This window comes from Colwellia sp. M166 (assembly GCF_024585285.1).
Lineage (GTDB): Bacteria > Pseudomonadota > Gammaproteobacteria > Enterobacterales > Alteromonadaceae > Cognaticolwellia.
Genome location: NZ_CP040755.1, coordinates 2873095 through 2890892 on the forward strand (window position 1 = coordinate 2873095; position 17798 = coordinate 2890892).

Annotated in this window: 20 protein-coding genes; 7 read left to right on the forward strand and 13 right to left on the reverse strand. The window is 40.9% G+C overall.

Annotated elements, in window-relative coordinates; genetic code table 11:
- Positions 1-10: 10 nt before the first annotated feature.
- The 4 genes from dapA to FGD67_RS13065 all read left to right on the forward strand — a co-directional run bounded on the left by dapA (position 11) and on the right by FGD67_RS13065 (position 4211).
- Positions 11-1015, forward strand: a complete 1005-nt coding sequence (gene dapA / locus FGD67_RS13050) for a 4-hydroxy-tetrahydrodipicolinate synthase (protein WP_257171581.1) — start codon at positions 11-13, stop codon at positions 1013-1015.
- On the forward strand, positions 1012-1761 hold the full coding sequence (locus FGD67_RS13055) for a 2,3,4,5-tetrahydropyridine-2,6-dicarboxylate N-succinyltransferase (RefSeq protein WP_257171582.1): 750 nt from the start codon (positions 1012-1014) through the stop codon (positions 1759-1761). Before dapA ends, FGD67_RS13055 begins: the two co-directional genes overlap by 4 nt.
- A gap of 92 nt (positions 1762-1853) precedes the next feature.
- Entirely contained in the window at positions 1854-3032 is a 1179-nt protein-coding gene (locus FGD67_RS13060; RefSeq protein ID WP_257175115.1) for a PLP-dependent decarboxylase, read from the forward strand.
- Between the two features lie 30 nt (positions 3033-3062).
- Positions 3063-4211 carry a succinylglutamate desuccinylase/aspartoacylase family protein gene (locus tag FGD67_RS13065; protein WP_257171583.1) on the forward strand — a complete coding sequence of 383 codons (1149 nt, stop codon included), beginning with the start codon at positions 3063-3065 and terminating at the stop codon, positions 4209-4211.
- 81 nt (positions 4212-4292) lie between these two features.
- Here the strand turns inward: FGD67_RS13065 and yjgA are convergent, their stop codons facing one another.
- Positions 4293-4811, reverse strand: coding sequence for a ribosome biogenesis factor YjgA (gene yjgA, locus FGD67_RS13070; RefSeq protein ID WP_257171584.1), 519 nt, complete (start codon positions 4809-4811; stop codon positions 4293-4295).
- Positions 4812-4916: 105 nt separating this feature from the next.
- Here yjgA and pmbA point away from each other — a divergent pair, with 105 nt between their 5' ends.
- A complete protein-coding gene (gene pmbA, locus FGD67_RS13075) occupies positions 4917-6272 on the forward strand; it encodes a metalloprotease PmbA (protein ID WP_257171585.1) in 1356 nt (451 codons plus the stop codon).
- 105 nt (positions 6273-6377) lie between these two features.
- Here the strand turns inward: pmbA and mgtE are convergent, their stop codons facing one another.
- From mgtE to FGD67_RS13135, 12 genes are all read right to left on the reverse strand, one after another.
- A complete protein-coding gene (gene mgtE, locus FGD67_RS13080) occupies positions 6378-7736 on the reverse strand; it encodes a magnesium transporter (RefSeq protein WP_257171586.1) in 1359 nt (452 codons plus the stop codon).
- A gap of 182 nt (positions 7737-7918) precedes the next feature.
- A complete protein-coding gene (locus FGD67_RS13085; RefSeq protein ID WP_306556748.1) occupies positions 7919-8200 on the reverse strand; it encodes an HPr family phosphocarrier protein in 282 nt (93 codons plus the stop codon).
- 3 nt (positions 8201-8203) lie between these two features.
- Positions 8204-9058: an RNase adapter RapZ gene (gene rapZ / locus FGD67_RS13090; RefSeq protein WP_257171587.1), complete on the reverse strand. Its 855-nt coding sequence runs from the start codon at positions 9056-9058 to the stop codon at positions 8204-8206.
- A gap of 7 nt (positions 9059-9065) precedes the next feature.
- Positions 9066-9518: a PTS IIA-like nitrogen regulatory protein PtsN gene (gene ptsN / locus FGD67_RS13095; protein WP_257171588.1), complete on the reverse strand. Its 453-nt coding sequence runs from the start codon at positions 9516-9518 to the stop codon at positions 9066-9068.
- Positions 9519-9547: 29 nt separating this feature from the next.
- Entirely contained in the window at positions 9548-9835 is a 288-nt protein-coding gene (gene hpf / locus FGD67_RS13100) for a ribosome hibernation promoting factor (protein ID WP_257171589.1), read from the reverse strand.
- 36 nt (positions 9836-9871) lie between these two features.
- On the reverse strand, positions 9872-11380 hold the full coding sequence (locus tag FGD67_RS13105) for an RNA polymerase factor sigma-54 (protein WP_257171590.1): 1509 nt from the start codon (positions 11378-11380) through the stop codon (positions 9872-9874).
- Between the two features lie 60 nt (positions 11381-11440).
- Positions 11441-12172, reverse strand: coding sequence for an LPS export ABC transporter ATP-binding protein (lptB, locus tag FGD67_RS13110; protein ID WP_257171591.1), 732 nt, complete (start codon positions 12170-12172; stop codon positions 11441-11443).
- Positions 12173-12718, reverse strand: a complete 546-nt coding sequence (lptA, locus tag FGD67_RS13115) for a lipopolysaccharide transport periplasmic protein LptA (RefSeq protein WP_257171592.1) — start codon at positions 12716-12718, stop codon at positions 12173-12175. It lies immediately after the preceding gene.
- The gene (gene lptC, locus FGD67_RS13120) at positions 12684-13250 is read right to left on the reverse strand and encodes an LPS export ABC transporter periplasmic protein LptC (protein ID WP_257171593.1); all 567 of its coding nucleotides are present in this window, start codon (positions 13248-13250) and stop codon (positions 12684-12686) included. The genes lptA and lptC overlap by 35 nt, the downstream gene beginning before the upstream one ends.
- Complete coding sequence (kdsC, locus tag FGD67_RS13125; RefSeq protein ID WP_257171594.1) at positions 13247-13792, reverse strand: 3-deoxy-manno-octulosonate-8-phosphatase KdsC; 546 nt, start codon at positions 13790-13792, stop codon at positions 13247-13249. The genes lptC and kdsC overlap by 4 nt, the downstream gene beginning before the upstream one ends.
- A gap of 1 nt (position 13793) precedes the next feature.
- Positions 13794-14759, reverse strand: a complete 966-nt coding sequence (locus tag FGD67_RS13130) for a KpsF/GutQ family sugar-phosphate isomerase (RefSeq protein ID WP_257171595.1) — start codon at positions 14757-14759, stop codon at positions 13794-13796.
- Positions 14760-14775: 16 nt separating this feature from the next.
- Positions 14776-15756, reverse strand: coding sequence for a calcium/sodium antiporter (locus FGD67_RS13135; RefSeq protein ID WP_257171596.1), 981 nt, complete (start codon positions 15754-15756; stop codon positions 14776-14778).
- Positions 15757-16203: 447 nt separating this feature from the next.
- On the opposite strand from FGD67_RS13135, the gene mlaF reads away from it, so the two are divergent.
- Both mlaF and mlaE read left to right on the forward strand, forming a co-directional pair.
- A complete protein-coding gene (mlaF, locus tag FGD67_RS13140; RefSeq protein WP_257171597.1) occupies positions 16204-17013 on the forward strand; it encodes a phospholipid ABC transporter ATP-binding protein MlaF in 810 nt (269 codons plus the stop codon).
- Positions 17010-17786, forward strand: coding sequence for a lipid asymmetry maintenance ABC transporter permease subunit MlaE (gene mlaE / locus FGD67_RS13145; RefSeq protein WP_257171598.1), 777 nt, complete (start codon positions 17010-17012; stop codon positions 17784-17786). The genes mlaF and mlaE overlap by 4 nt, the downstream gene beginning before the upstream one ends.
- The last annotated feature ends 12 nt before the right edge of the window (positions 17787-17798 follow it).

The following is a 17798-nucleotide window of genomic DNA, read 5'->3' on the forward strand; positions in this document are numbered from 1 at the left end:
TTCGAGAGCAATGAATCAAAAAGAATCTTTAGAATATAATTCCCTTACAGAGCAACCTTTGGTCTGGACTGCTTTGATCACGCCATTATTTGCTGATGGTGCAATTGATTATGCCAGTTTAAAACACTTAGCGTTACAGCAAAATAAGGCAAAAAATGGCATTTTGTTATTGGGTAGCACGGGAGAAGGTATAGCGTTATCCGCTGAAGAGCGTTTAACAATTGTTGAATATGTTAGCGCCATGTCATTAGACGTGCCATTGATGGTTGCGGTAGGAGGCTATAACCTCAATGAACAGAGTGCTTGGATAGAACAATGTAACCAATTACCGATCAGTGCTTATTTACTGACTAGCCCTATTTACGCCAAGCCAGGTCCGAAGGGGCAAGCTGCATGGTTTAAGGCGTTACTTGATAGCGCTAAACTGCCTTGTATGTTGTATAACGTGCCGTCAAGAACGGGCGGCGAGATTGCCCTTAGTGCTTTGCAGCAAGTGCAAAGTCATGAAAATTGCTGGGCATTAAAAGAAGCCAGTGGTGATCTCAATAAACTGTTAGCGTACCGTCAACATTGCCCTAATGTTGAGCTATATAGTGGCGAAGATGCCATGATGCCGTATCTCGCGGCGGCAGATGTTAAAGGCTTAGTGTCGGTTTGTGCCAACGTTTGGCCTGAAGCAACCCGTAGATATGTCGAGTTAGCTTTAGCTAAAAATCATGCCGGTCTCTTTCCGCTCTGGCATCAAGCAATCTCGGCATTATTTCAAGTGACGAGTCCAATTGCAGTAAAAGTTTTACTCGCTGAATTGAACGTTATTAGCTCAGCGACGCTACGTTTGCCACTTTGCCAAGACGAGCTTGCAGAAGATCATGGCTTACAAGCTATTGACCAAAGAATTCAACAATGGCTGCTTAGCCAGACTATAAATACTGTATCCCAGATGGATCGCTCTGATAGCGATACTGCGTTACATTCCCCTTTAGAAGAAACTAACTTACGAGAACTAACTTCATGACTTGGCAGCAAACATTAACAGATTTAGAAACCGGTAAAACTCGAGCAGCAGTACAAGATAGCAATGGCCACTGGCAAGTTAACACTGAAGTTAAACACGCTATTTTAGCGGCATTTAAAGCTGGAGAAAATATTGAGTTTGAAGGCGCTTATCGTGGTTTTGTTGATAAACATAATTTACCTGCGCGTGAATTTACCGTTAGTGATCAGGTAAGAATGGTGCCGGGTGGCTCATCGGTTCGTCGTGGTGCTTATGTCGCACCAGGTGTGATTATTATGCCACCCGCTTATATTAATGTTGGTGCATTTGTTGACAGCGGTACTATGGTTGATAGTCATGCATTGATAGGTTCGTGTGCACAAATTGGTAAGAATGTGCATGTTTCTGCGGCGGTACAAATTGGTGGTGTGCTTGAGCCTATCGGTGCAAGCCCAGTGATTATTGAAGATAATGCTTTTTTGAGCGCTGGGGTGATTATTGTGGAAGGGATTGTGGTGAAAAAAGGTGCGGTTCTAGCACCGGGGGTTTCTTTATCAGCATCAGTACCTGTATATGATTGCGTTAATAACTTAATGTTAGCCAAAGGTGCTGATATTCCTGAAAATGCCGTGGTTGTGCCCGGTACACGCCCTGTTGCCGGTGCTTGGGCTGAGCAACACGGGCTTAATATGGCTTGTGCGTTAATTGTTAAATACCGTGATGAAAAAAGTAATGCCGCCTTAGAGCTTGAATCAGTACTGCGTTAGGAATAAGAATGACTGAAATGTTAAATGATAAGGCTAGGCCTAGTTGGCTTAGCGCTAGCTTAATGGCATCACTGAATAAGCACCGTGATTTAATGCCGCCTAGCGATGATATAGCAGAAGATGAAGCGGGTTTTTTTCTTTATGATTTAGATTCTCTTAAGCAACATTTATCGCTGCTCATGCAACAAGATGTTATTAAGCTTTGGTTTGCTGTTAAGGCAAACCCTTTGTCGCGAGTAATACAAACCTTAGCGCAGCAAGGCTTTAATTTTGATGTTGCTAGCCAAGGCGAATTGAGCCAAGTATTAGCGCAAGATATTGCTGCAGATCGCATCTTAAATACAGGCCCAGCAAAGTCAAAATCTCAGATGAAAGCTTTTTTACGCCAAGGTGTACGCACTTTCGTGGTTGAAAGTTTAAACCAACTACAATGGCTAAACCAAGCAGCTAATGAACTCTCTTGTCGACCACAAGTGCTATTAAGAGTGCAATTGCAATGGCAAGAGGGTGAAAAAAACCCCTTAGGTGGTAATGAAGTTACGGCTTTTGGCTTATCTTGTGATGAATGGCAAACAATCAAGGTAGCTGATTTTTCAGCATTGAATATCAATGGTTTACATATTTTTCAATGGGGAAATATGCTCAGCAATGCACGTATGTTTGAGTTGTGGTCGCAAATGGTTACGCCACTATTAACCTTAGCTGAAAATTTGGGCATGAACTTAGAAGTATTAGATTTAGGCGGGGGCTTAGGTGTTGACTATTTACAAACAGAGCAAGGTTTGAGTTGGCCGACAATTATTAATGACTTAGCAATAATAAAAGCGCGTGCTGGTGTCAGTGAACTTTGGTTAGAGTTAGGTCGTTATGCCGTTGCTGAAATGGGCTATTACCTAACTTCTGTGGTCGATCGTAAGCAGAATTTTCAGCAACAACAATTAGTACTAGCAGGGGGGATTAATCATTTATTACGCCCTGCGATTACGGAACAGCCATTTCCAGTTGCTATGCTCAGAGAGTCTACAGCAAGCCCGCGTTATTTTGATTTGCATGGTCCACTTTGTACCAGTTTAGATAAATTGGGCACACTAGCAATAGCTGATGATGTCGGTGTTGGTGATCAGCTAGTCTTTGGTTTGGCTGGCGCCTATGGTTTTACTGAAAGTATGCCGTTCTTTCTTTGCCATCAAGTGGCTGCCGAATACGTTTTACAGCGCGGAAAAATTGAGCAGGTGCGGACAGCAGAGCCAGCGTCATGGTATTTACGCTGATCGGGCTGAACAGCTAGAATAAGGTTATTTATGAATGTAATTAGTAAAGAAGTTATGCACGTCGGTGAAATGGCCAGTGGCGCGGCGCTAACGGTGCCGGTTTATCGGATCAAGGGTAAAGAGCAGGGGCCAGATGTTTATATTCAAGCCAATATGCACGGCGCAGAAGTACAGGGCAATGCGGTTATTTTTCAACTCTTAGAGCAGTTAAAAACACTTGAACTTAACAGCAGTATTACATTAGTGCCTTATGCAAACCCTGTTGCATGTAACCATAAAAATGGTGAGTACACTTTAGGGCGTTTTGATCCCATCACTGGTGTTAACTGGAATCGAATGTACTATTTTGCTGCTGATATCATTGAACCTTTTGCACAAGCCTATTTGAGCCACTCAGCTATTGAAATAGAGCGTGCCTTTAAAGCTTTACTGTTGGAGCAGATTGAGCAAAAACTTAATCATAATATTTATGGCCTGACTACTGGGCAGCGTATTGCTTTTCAATTACAGCAATTAGCCCATCAAGCTGATATTGTTTTAGACCTACATACCGGTCCTATTTCGAGCAAACATTTATATTGTCCCGAATATGCGAAGGAAAGTGCCAAGTACTTTGATATTCCACATACCTTGTTAATTCCTAACAGTTTTGATGGCGCGTTAGATGAAGCAACTTTTTGTCCTTGGTGGCAGCTAAAGCTTGCGTTTGCTCAGTTAGGGCGTGATTTTTCGATAACGAAAGCGGATGAAAATTATGCGCAAGATTTAATTATTAAAGAAAGCTTTACTGTTGAATTAGGCTCACAAGAACAAATAGATTTAGATGTTGCCCATGAAGATGCACAAGGTATTTTAAGTTATTTACAATATCAAGGCGTGATAAAGAGTAACGATTTTCACCCTAAAAGCATGATCCGATATAGCTGCATGCTAGCCGATTACAAAGCATTATATTCACCAATGGGTGGCATGGTAGATTATTTAGCTGAATTTGGTCAACCATTAGCGGCAGGAGAGCCTTTAGCTCGAATTCTTCGAATGGATAATTACGGTGATGGCGATCCATTACACTACATTAGCTTAGATCATCCCGTGATTCCTATTTTGCACTTTGCGTCAGCGAGCGTTAATCAAGGCACTGAACTTTATAAAGTGTTTAGTCAGTACAGTATTTTATAACTGCGGGTATTATCGCGCAAAGAGAAATAAAAACGCCTTGTAAATCAAGGCGTTTTTATTAAAGCTCAAATTGACTTTTAGTTAAAAAATCACATGCTCTTTTAAGTAGGCAAACAGGTCACGATAATGTTTACCCACCTTCTCTTCTTTATGCTCTTTTTTCGCCTGGCGCACTAATTGTCGAAGTTTCTGTCTTTCCATTGTTTCACACTGGGCTAGCAAGTCTTCGATGTTGTCATTACCTTGGGTGATAAGTTCATCACGAATTTTTTCTAATTTATCAAACTTCGCTGATTCTTGTTGATGCTTATTAGCCATAACATCCATTGCTTGTTTAATCGGCTCAAGATCAGTTTCAGCTAGTATTTTAGCAATGTGGCGCACATGGCGACGTAATGCTTCGTGCTTGTTGGCAATTTTATCTGCTAGCACCATTGAAGCTTTAAGCTCATCAGTCAGTGGTAATTTACTGCGTTGATGCTTCGACATTTTGACGATGACAAGGCCAAAGTCTTGCAGTCGATGCATTTCTCGTTTTATTTCCGATTTACTCAGTAATTCTTCTTCTAATTCATCGATATCGTTGGCAGACTGGGGCATAATGTTAAGTAATAAAGTGATTGTTACCTGTAGTATACAACAAAGCTGTACCAGCAAAAACATTCCTGTTGTTTGTATCGATAAAATGTGAGAAATAATTTACCCATGAGCGATTCTGATAGTATTCAAATGCAAATAGAGCATGTAAAAACACGTGTTAATGACGCCATGACACTGGCAAAGTCACTGGGCGCCGATGGTGCTGAAGTTGCTATGACCCGTACACAAGGTCTGAGTGTTAGTACTCGCCTAGGTGAAGTTGAAAATGTAGAATTTACCAGTGACGGTGCGCTAGGTATTACGGTTTACAAAGCCGGCAGAAAGGGTAGCGCCTCGACAGCTGATTTATCAGAAAAAGCATTAAAACAAGCGATTGAAGCTGCGGTCAATATTGCCAAATATACCTCGGTTGATGATTGCTCTGGCATGGCTGATAAAGCAATGTTAGCGATGTCGCCTCCAGATTTAGATTTATATCACCCGAAAGCGTTAACAACGGAGCAAGCAATAAGTATCGCTAAAAGCTGTGAAGACACAGCGCTTAGCTATGATAAGCGTATAACCAATTCAGACGGTGCGACACTCGCAAGTTATGAAGGGTTTAAAGTGTATGGTAACAGTCATGGCCAACTGGTTGGCTACCCAAGTACGCGGCATAATTTGAGTTGTGTGATGATCGCCAACGAAGGTGACGATATGCAGCGTGACTATGCTTATACTGTCAGCCGCGAATTTGACAAAATGGAAACTGCTCGCAAGATAGGTCAACAGGCCTCTATGGAAGCCTTGTCTCGTTTAGGTGCGCGCAAACTCGCCACGGCTAAAGTGCCAGTGATGTTTCGTGCCGATATTGCAAATAGCTTATTTGGGCATTTTATCGCCGCCATCAGTGGCGGCAATTTATACCGTAAATCTTCTTTTTTAATGGACTCAATTGGCAAACAAGTTTTTCCTGAGTTTTTGAATATTAGCGAACGTCCTCATATCAAAAAAGGCTTAGCGAGTAGCGCTTTTGATGCTGAAGGTGTCGCAACCATTGATCGTGAAATCATTACCGACGGTAAGTTAGCGACTTATCTGCTCACTAGTTATTCAGCACGTAAACTGGGTTTACAAACAACGGGTCATGCCGGCGGTATTCATAATTGGCAACTTGGTATGAAAGGCGCTGGTCAAGGTGGTGATTTTGATGCCATGTTAAAAACATTGGGTACGGGGTTGTTAGTGACTGAAATGATGGGCCAAGGGGTTAATGTAGTCACGGGCGATTATTCACGCGGTGCTGCAGGCTTCTGGGTCGAAAATGGCGAGATAGCTTATCCGGTTGATGAAATAACTATTGCTGGAAAGCTCCAAGATATTTTTACTGGTATTGTGGCAATAGGAGATGATATTGATATGCGTGGTAGTATTCATACCGGCTCAATTATCGTTAATGAAATGCAAGTGGCTGGCAGTTAAGTATTAAAGTTGGAAGTTAATAGCTATCAGCTTTTAGTTAAAAGCAAAAACCAGTCCTGAGCCGCTCCACTTGTTTTGACTGACAGCTTAAAACTGACGGCTGCTCTACCCTAGCAGTAACGTTGCGGTACCCAAGAAGGCGAATATTCCGACAACATCGGTAACGGTAGTGAGAATGACGCTACCGGCCAATGCTGGGTCTATATTCATCTTTTTCAATACTAAAGGAATCGTGACACCCGCTAGACCCGCAGCGGTCATATTCATTAACATGGCAAAGGCGATAATAGCGCCGAGCATTAAATTTTGCTGCCAAATAGCGACGACAGTGGCGATTAATACGGACCATATCAAACCGTTGAAAAAGCCAATGGCAAGCTCTTTATAGAGTAAAATACGTGAGTTACTCTCACCAACATGCCCTAAAGCCATACCGCGAATAACCAGTGTTAAGGTTTGATTACCGGCAACGCCGCCCATGCTAGGGACTAAAGAGTTTAATACCGCCAAAATGGCTAACTGATTTAAAATTCCTTCAAACATACTTGATACTGCAACAGCCATTAGGGCGGTAATTAAGTTTACCCCTAACCAAATAGAGCGTCGTTGAGTACTTTTTAATACCGGAGCAAAAGTATCGGCTTCGTCATCTAGACCCGCCATACTCATCATGGAATGTTCAGCCTCTTCACGAATAATATCAACAACATCATCTACGGTGATACGACCAAGCAAGCGTCCTTCTTCATCGATAACGGGAGCTGAAAACCAGTCATAACGCTCAAATAGTTGTGCAACGTCTTTCTCGTTCATATCAGCGGTAATTGCTTGGATGTCTTCATCAATCAGGTTGGAAATGATGGTTTCAGCTTTTGCAGTTACAATCGCTGATAATGATACGGCTCCGATGAAATGATCTTCGCGGTCAACAACATAAAATGAGTCGGTTGCTTCAGGCAACTCGCCACGTAAGCGCAAATAGCGTAAAACCACATCTACCGTCACATCTGGACGAATAGATATGGTGTCGGTATTCATGATACCGCCGGCAGTATCCTCTTCATATGACAATGCGGCTTCAACACGGCTACGGTCTTGCCAGTCCATTGCGTTTAGCACTTCCTGATAAACGCTGTCAGGTAGTGTTCTGAATACTTCTGCTAAATCATCTACATCCATGCCTTCAGCAACGGCAGCTAACTTTTCTGGATGAATATTTTTTAGTATGCCTTTTCGAACTTCTTCGTTTAGCTCTTCAAGTACTTCACCATGATGATCAGCATCAATTAATTGCCATAGCGCCATACGACTCTTGGTTGGAGAAGACTCTAATAGTAAGGCGAGATCATAAGCAGGCATGTCTTGCAATAATTTGCGGACATAGACAAACATGCCACTATCGATGGCATCATTAACTTGCTGTAGGCGTTGATGACTGTAATCTTGCTCAGAAACTTCCGGCATATAGCTACCTTGTGCCGTTGTAAAAACGAAAACTGAAAATTATTAGTATGAAGGATAATTATTAAGGTGATGTTACGCTCAAAATTGATAATTATCAGTGTTGAGTTTACCGTAATTTATCACTTTTCGCAGCTTTTTTATTGACTTAAACACAGGTTGAGGAGCTTAGTGCTTGGCTTTATTTACTCAGTTTCATTAAATTTGTCACTAAAAAGTTGGCAAATCTCTGCTAGCGCTCTTTCTGCATCTTCACCTGAGGCGACAACCTTAACGGTTTTTCCTTGGGCGCCGGCTAATAGCATTAAGCCCATAATGCTATTAGCGTCAGCACTATTATCAGCTAATTCAATTGTGACTTTCGCGGTAAATTTTTGGCTAAGCTGAGCAAGTTTTGAGGCCGCTCTGGCATGTAAGCCAAGTTTATTGATGATCAGTACTTCACGGCTAAATTGTACAGTCATCATAATTTATGTACTTTCAATGGGTAAGTCACGGTGACGAGATTGCACGTCTTTACGCTCTTTACGCATATTATTGGCTAATAATTCTGCAATATATACTGAGCGATGCTTACCGCCAGTACAGCCAATAGCGATGGTAATATAGCTACGATTATTACGTTCTAAATGCGGTAACCAAGTCATCATAAAGCTGTTAATTTGCCAAATAAACTTAGTCACTATCGCTTGGCTAGCAAGGAAATCTTGTACTGGCTTATCTAAGCCGGTATAGTCTTTTAGCTCTTTATCCCAAAATGGATTAGGTAAAAATCGGGCATCAAAAACATAGTCGGCATCTTGCGGCACACCATGTTTGAAACCAAATGATTCAAAGACCACCACCATAGAACCTGATGTTTTACCCAAAATACGTTCTCTGACTAAGTCGGCAAGTTGATGTGGTGATAGTTGACTGGTATTGATATATAAGTGTGCTCGACTAGCGATCGGTTCCAGCAGTTTTTTCTCTAAGGCAATAGCTTGGTCTAAAGCAATGTTTTGCTTAATCAATGGGTGTAAACGTCGAGTTTCACTAAATCGACGGATCAGGTCGCTATCATCTGCATCCAAATAGAGTAGGTTTAACTCGACAGCACTCGGCAGGTAATCAATAATTTCAGGCACATCGTTAGGATCTTTCGGTAAGTTGCGAACATCGATACTTACCGCAACATTTTCATAATCATTGATGACCGTATGGGTTAATGCCGGTAGTAAATTAACTGGAATATTGTCGACACAGTAATAGCCTAAATCTTCTAAAACACGCAGTGCGACACTTTTGCCGGAGCCAGATCGGCCACTTACAATAATTAATTTCATCCGTGCTTTAACTCGCTTGTTGGATTAACTGAAAAAGCTCTTGGTTAGTTTTACATTGACGTACCTGTTTGCAAAACTGTTTGTTACGAAAAATTGTCGCAATACTTTGAAGGGTGCACAGATGATTTTGGCATTCTTCTTCAGGTACAAACAAGGCAATAAAAATATCTACGGGACGATGATCAATAGCATCAAAATTAATCGCTTCTTCTATGGTGATAACCACAGCAATTGGCTGTGTGGCATCACTTAAGCGGCCATGAGGTATAGCAATGCCATTACCTATACCTGTTGAGCCCATTCGTTCACGTTTAACTAAGCTCTCTAATAGTTGAAAAGTGTCGTGATTTGCCAATTTTTCAGCAGCAAGACTACTTAAATATTCTAAAATACGTTTTTTACTTGCAGCCGGTACTGCACAAATAGTGCAGTCCGGAGTTAAGATATCTTGCAACTTCATAAACTTATAAGACCTAATGTGGTGCTACGCTAATGCTTGTTAATCTTGCCTTTGTACTTCAAGATTTGGCGATCTAGCTTATCAATTAAAGCATCAATTGATGCATACATATCATTGTTTTCTGCTTTAGCATGGACCTCAGTGCCACTTAAATGGACAGTGGATTCGGCAATTTGATTGAGCTTCTCGACTGTTAATACGACATGTACATTGTTGATGTGATCAAAATGACGTTCTAGCTTTTCAAATTTGCCATTAACATAATCACGTAATGAATCGGTAACGTCGACATGGTGTCCGGTAAGATTAATTTGCATATGCTGCTGTCCTCTTTTACGGGTGAGTAAGTTGGCCTAGAGTAGGCTTTTACGTTGATTTGATGGCGGTATAGAGAGCGATTCACGATATTTAGCAATGGTCCGCCTTGCGACTTTGATACCTTGCTCGGCTAAAATATCTGCCATTTTGCTATCACTTAAAGGTTTTGCAGGTATTTCAGCAGCAACAAGTTTTTTGATTAATTCACGAATTGCAGTCGATGAACACTCACCACCATTTTCAGTGCTAACATGACTTGAAAAGAAATATTTCAGCTCGAAAATCCCTCTAGGCGTGTGCATATACTTTTGCGTCGTCACCCGTGAGATTGTTGATTCATGCATATCAACAGCTTCGGCAATATCGTTTAATACCATCGGACGCATAGCTTCTGGACCATGTTCAAAAAATCCTTGCTGGCGTTGCACAATACAGTTTGACACTTTTAATAGCGTATCGTTTCTGCTCTCTAAGCTTTTGATAAACCATTTAGCTTCTTGTAAATTCGAGCGGATAAACTGACTATCAGTGGATGATTTCATGGTGCGAGACATCGCCGCATATTGCTGATTTACCGATAACTTAGGTGCAGTATCAGGGTTGAGCTCTACCGTCCAACGGCCGTTTTTCTTTTCAACAGAGACATCAGGAATGACATATTGTTCTTCGCTTTTTATCACGCTATCGCCTGGGCGAGGATCTAAAGATTGTATCAGGCGAATAACTTCGCGTAATTGATCTTCTTTTAAGCGTAATTTTCGCATTAACTGGCGGTAATCTCGATTGCCGAGTAATTCAATATATTCAGTTACGGCTAACTTACTTTCCGCTAACCAAGGGGTATCTTTAGCGAATTGATTAAGTTGAATCAGTAGGCATTCAGGAATTGAACGAGCAGCAACACCTACGGGGTCAAACATGTTAATGCGCTTTAGTACTACTTCAACTTCGTCAAGCTCAACATCTTCAATGCCGACACTTTCTAAGATATCTTCTGCTGAAACGGTTAAGTAACCTGCTTCATCAATGGCTTCAATAATGGCAATAGCAATGGTTTTATCGGTATCGCTAAAGGGCGTGAGTTCCATTTGCCAAATTAGGTGATCTTGTAATGAATCTTTTGTTTCACCTTGGTAGGTATAATCTTCTGATGCCGGTCCAACACCGCCACTACTTGCACCAGCACTAAAGTTGTCATCCCAAGTAGTATCACTATTAAGTTCTTCGGGAATATCGGTTTTGGCTAGGCCTTCTGAGGAGCTAATTTCATCGATCGTTGGTGCTGAATCTTCACTGCCATCTGAGGATGACATTGCTGTATCTTCACTAACACCAGCAGAAAAGGCTTCCTCTAAATGGTCAGGGGTACTTTCCGAGCTATTATCAGCAGTTTCATCAACTTCAAGCAAAGGATTACTTTCAAGTGCCTCTTGAATTTCTTGCTGTAGATCCAGAGTAGATAATTGCAACAGTTTGATCGCCTGCTGCAATTGCGGGGTCATCGTTAACTGTTGTCCGATACGGAGTTGCAGAGTAGGACGCATTTACGTTTTCTTTTCCCTGTTCAAAGACATTATTATTGTGCCGTTGTAGTTTGTTACTCACTATAGCGTGAATTGTTCACCAAGGTATACATCTCTTACATGCTGATTCGCAAGAATTTGATTAGCATCACCTTCAGCAATAAGTTCGCCATGACTAACAATATAGGCGTGCTCACAAACATCGAGTGTTTCTCGTACATTGTGGTCGGTGATCAAAATGCCAATACCACGTTCTTTTAAGTGTAGGATAATTTTTTTTATATCACCTACTGAAATAGGGTCAACACCTGCAAAGGGCTCATCAAGTAAGATAAATTTTGGTTCCGCTGCTAAAGCGCGTGCTATTTCAACGCGTCGGCGTTCACCACCCGATAAGCTCATGCCTAAGTTATCTTTGATATGGCTAATGTTGAACTCTTCTAGCAGATGTTCAAGTTTCTCTTCTCTTTCGATATCATTGAGAGTTTTGCGAGTTTGTAAAATGGCCATGATGTTGTCATAAACCGAAAGCTTACGAAAAATTGATGCTTCTTGAGGTAAGTAGCCGATACCTTTACGTGCGCGTTCGTGCATCGGTAATAAAGTTAAGTCTTCATCATTTAAAACAATGGAGCCGCTATCATTGTTGACTAAACCGACAATCATATAAAAAGAGGTCGTTTTGCCAGCACCGTTCGGTCCTAATAAGCCAACAATTTGTCCAGCAGAGACCTTCATACTGACGTTTTTAACTACTTTTCGGCCTTTATAGGCTTTTGCTAGACCGGTTGCGGATAATGTTGAAGTTGCCATCTACTCTTGTTTATCCTTTGATTTTTCTAGTTGCTCAGTTTTATTTTTAGGTTGTAAAACCGTCTCAACCTTGGCATTTTCTAAGCTTTCAGCATTGACATATTCAGTGTCAAAATTATAAGTAATTTTATTACCGCTCACTTCGCTGCCTTCTTGACGTAATAAGGCATTACCTGAAATGACGACAATATTCATCGCTGGTTCATAACGGATTTCGTTGGCTTGTAAGTTGATTGGACTACCATCTTGCAGGGTTTGCTCAAATGTTGCTGGTGAGCCTTTAGCAATATAAATTTTATTATCGTTTTCTTCTTGAGTGATGACCTGAACTAATTCAGCATGTATTTTAAGCGTGCCTTGAGAAATAATGACATTATCAATATAACTGAATATTTTGTTCTTCAGATCGGCTGCTTGGCGTGAAGAAGAAATTTTAATTTCTTGCTCAACATCAAACTTTTCAGCACTTGCTGCAGGGACTAATAAAAGTAGCGCCGCTAAGAAAGTTAATTTAGTTGTTAGTTTTTTTATAAATGGTTTGTACATGTTCGGTCAATGTCATCTGTGTTGTGTTTAAGTCTACAATTAATCCTGAGCCATACATAGTAAATCCTTTACCTAATATTAAGATAGTTTGCTCTGAGCTGATAATATTAGTTTTCAAGTCCATTTCTAAATTTTTTCCGTGTACTTCCTGTATCAAACTTTCTTCATCAGTGGCGATTAAACGTACGCGATTTTTTAATTTTACTCGGTTGTTACCATACAAGGTGCCTTCGTTGGCGGTAATTTGCCAAGTGGGTTTGTTGTTTTTTGGATATAAAGTGTATTGTGGATACTCAAAGTGTGTGACCTCTAATTGCGCATAATGTTCCATTCGTTGTGCTTCAACATTGTAAGCTAATGCGCCCGATGCTTTATAAATGTCACTGTTGAGATTCTCAGCAATAAATTCAGGGTTACTCGTGCTGTCGAGAATGTTGCTTGTTTCTTCTTGCACGCTATACCATTCAAGCAGTCCATAAGTCGAAACGGCTATGATAAATAAGATTATTGTCGCAAGATAAATTCGGCTCATATACTCGCGCCTGTAGCCGCCGCTAAGGTGTTTTGACTTTGCATTATTAGATCACAAGTTTCTCGTACGGCACCAAAACCCCCTCGGGTATAAGTAATATAGTGACAGAGTTTTAATATCGCAGGATGCGCGTCATTAACAGCAATACTTAAACCCACATAGTTAAGGCAGTCAAAATCTGGCATATCATCACCAATGTAAGCGACTTGCTCAGGTGTTAATTTTAATGCCGCCATCATGGCTTTTAATGCTGGGAGTTTATTTTCTTCACCTTGGACTATGTGTTTAACATTTAATGCACTCATGCGGGTCTGTACTATGTTAGATTTTCTGCCGGTGATCACGGCAACATCAACACCACTAGCACCTAAAGCTTTGATGCCATAGCCATCTTTAGTATGGAAAGCTTTTAATTCTTCGCCATTATTACCTAAATAAATACGGCCATCTGAAAAAACGCCATCAATATCGCAAACAAAGAGTTTAATCTTTTGTGCTTTATGCCAAACACTGGGTGTAACGTTTCCGTACAGGCTATCCAATTTATAGCACTCCAGATTTTAATAAGTCATGCATATTCATCGCACCAATCGGTTGATTATTGTCATTAACAATAATCAAGCCATTAATTTTTTTGTCTTCCATAATTTTTAGTGCTTCAGCAGCCAGCATATCTTGCTTCGCAACATAAGGATTCTTGGTCATAACACTGGTAATACTGTCTTGGTGAATATCAATTTTTGCATCTAAAATACGGCGTAAATCACCATCGGTAAATAGCCCCATCAGCTGACTATTGTCATCAATAATAGCTGTCATGCCTAAACCTTTCAGAGACATTTCAACTAAAGCATCTTTTATTTTAGCGCTTTTTGCTACGGTTGGTAGGCGCTCGTCTTTATGCATAATATCCGTTAAACGCAATAATAATCTTTTCCCTAAACTGCCACCAGGGTGAGATAAAGCAAAGTCATCGGCGGTAAAACCACGAGCATTTAATAGCGCAACCGCAAGGGCATCTCCCATCACTAAAGTTGCTGTGGTGCTAGAGGTTGGTGCTAACCCTAGAGGGCAAGCTTCTTGCGATACTTTGACGCAAACATGCGTGTCGGCAAGCTGTGCTAATGTTGAATCAGGGTTACCGGTCATGGCAATAAGCTTAGCCCCTAATCGCTTGATGACGGGAATAATAGCTAATACTTCGCCGGTTTCGCCAGAATTAGAGATAGTTAATACCACATCATCTATGGTGATCATGCCAAGATCGCCATGGCTTGCTTCACCAGGATGGACAAAAAATGATGGTGTACCTGTACTGGCCAGTGTTGCAGCAATTTTACCGCCAATGTGGCCAGATTTTCCCATACCAATTACGATGACCCGGCCTTGGCAGTTGAACATTAATTCACCAGCCTTAACGAAGTCGTCATCAATAAATTGTGTTAATTCAGCAATAGCCTGTTGCTCAATTTTAATGACGTTTTGTGCTAACTGCTTAAAGTTTTTCATTGCTATAGACCAATCATTAAGTTTTAAGTTGACTGAAAAGTAAAATTTGATAGCCGATAAATACTGCTAACAATAGTAAACCTTTCGCGCGTGTGATGCGAAATTTTCCGCTACGACTAAAACAAAGCAGAAAGAGTAAGAAAGTTGTTGCTAGCATATATGGAGCATCGCGAGAGGCCGCTGCTTGGTCAATATTACCAGGTGAAATTAAGCCCGCTAGCGATAGTACGGCAAGAATATTAAAGATATTTGAGCCAATAATATTTCCCAAAGCCAGATCGTCTTCTTTTTTAATAATACTCATAATACTGGCTGCTAGTTCAGGTAAACTAGTACCAACAGCAATGACGGTTAAACCTATGACCAAGTCACTAATACCAAAAGCTTTGGCAATAAAAATTGAAGAGTCGACAAGAAATGTTGCACTTAATGGCAAAAAGATAATGCCGAAAACTAACCAAATGACTGAACGTCGAGTACTGACGGCCTCCGGCACTTCTTGCTCGGCTTCTAAGACCATTTTATCGTCTATAGGGTTTTGTTTTGCCCGCTTTAAAGTAACGAACAGTAAGGTAGCAATATAAAGTACAAAACCGATGATCAGTATCAAGCCTTCATTAAAGCTAAAGTGGCTGTTGGCCAACATGTAAGTTGCGATAGCAGTAACAATTAAAATAAGCGGGATTTCACGTTTGATGGTGGAAGACGAAACAGATAAAGGGTGAAATAAGGCCGTTAAACCTAACACTAACGCTATATTGGTAATATTGGAACCAATAGCATTACCGACAGCAGTATCGGGGTTACCTTGTAAAGAAGCGGTTGCTGCGATCATCATTTCGGGGGCTGAAGAGCCCATTGCGACAATAGTTAAACCAATGATCATGGGAGATATACCAAGATTTCGTGCTAATGATGAGGCACCAAATACAAATTTGTCTGCACTCCACACTAAGATAATTAGTGAAAGTAGTAAGATCAAAATTTGGATGAACATTCAAAGCTCCTGTTTGGCTAAGGTAATAAGTAGCACGTTTTACTCGTTGCTAATGATGAAATAAAAAGAGGAATTGTAAACCATTGATGATAACCGATGACAGCCCATTTATATTTATTTTGCTAACATTATGTTGAGCAAAAGCCATTATAAACTTTTTCTGCTATTATTGGCACGTGCATTGATAATAAAATCATTAAAAAATAAATTTGTCAGGGTTTAATTTTCATCTGAAGTATTAGCACTTTGTGAACGTTCAAACTTAAGTGACGGAAATAGATATTCATAAAGCCTTTCTTACACTTAATTACACTTAATTACATTTACATACTTTTACTTACGTTTTTACTACTAAATATTTGCTAATTTCTAATGACTGAGATGTTACGCTGCGGTAGAATTCGGTGACATAAGACAATAATTAACAGTGATGTTATCCCAAGCAATATGTCCGAAATTTTAGTTGATATCAAAAATATGACCTTTAAGCGTGACGAACGTGTTATCTATGATGGCATCAGTTTGTCGATTCCTAAAGGTAAAATTACGGCAATAATGGGTCCTAGTGGTATTGGTAAGACCACTTTACTGCGGCTAATTGGTGGCCAAATTAAACCAGAGTCTGGACAAATCTTATTTGACGGTCATGATATTCCCCAATTGTCACGTAGCAATCTATATGAAGTACGTAAACGTATGAGTATGCTCTTTCAAAGTGGCGCTTTGTTCACCGATATGAGTGTGTACGACAATATTGCCTTTCCGATTCGTGAGCATACGGAACTATCAGAAGACATCATTGAAAAAATGGTGTTAATGAAATTAGAAGCGGTTGGCTTACGTGGTGCAAGAGATTTACGACCGAGTGAATTATCTGGCGGTATGGCGCGACGCGCTGCACTCGCTCGTGCCATTGCTTTAGATCCTGAACTTATTCTCTATGATGAACCCTTTGCTGGCCAAGACCCTATTTCTATGGGAGTGATTGTGCGCTTGATTCAAGACTTAGGACAAGCATTAGGGTTAACCTCTGTGGTGGTTTCTCATGATGTACCTGAAGTGATGAGCATCGCCGATTATATATATATTATCGCAGAACAAAAAATTATTGGTCAGGGCACGCCAGAAGAAATTTATCAACAAACGTCACCGCTAGTACAGCAGTTTGTTAAAGGCGAAGCCGATGGTCCTGTGCCATTTCATTTTCCAGCAGCGCCTTATCGTGAAGAATTAATTGCTCGAGGTATCAAGCAGTGAAGCAATTGCAAATTTTTGGTCGAACCATCATTGGCCAGGTCGCTGGCTTAGGCCGTGCTTTACTGATGCTAGCATCAGCCTTATTTCATATACCGAGCCCACGTAAAGGCTTTCCTTTACTGCTTAATCAACTCTACTCCGTAGGCGTGTTGTCACTAGTCATTATTTTAGTGTCAGGTATGTTTATCGGCATGGTATTGGCTTTGCAAGGCTATACTATACTGGTTGGCTATGGCGCAGAGGCAAGTTTAGGGCCAATGGTGGCGTTGTCATTATTGCGAGAATTGGGCCCTGTGGTGGCGGCTTTGCTATTTGCAGGTCGAGCTGGCTCAGCATTGACTGCGGAAATAGGTTTAATGAAGGCAACCGAGCAACTGTCGAGTCTGGAAATGATGGCTGTAGATCCTTTACGTCGTGTTGTTGCTCCGCGCTTTTGGGCGGGTTTTATTAGTTTACCCTTGTTAGCGGCTATATTCTCTGCGGTCGGTATTCTAGGAGCACACCTTGTTGGCGTTGACTGGCTTGGTGTTGATAGCGGTACCTTTTGGTCTGTTATGCAGGCGCAAGTGTCATTTGAGAAAGATATTTTAAATGGCATTATTAAAAGTTTAGTGTTTGCTTTTGTTGTTACTTGGATAGCGGTTTATAAAGGGTATTCTTGTGAGCCAACCTCTGAAGGCATAAGTCGCGCAACAACCTCAACGGTAGTGCAATCATCACTATTAGTTTTAGGTTTAGATTTTGTTTTAACTGCTTTAATGTTCACAAATTAGTGAGCGCGGTTA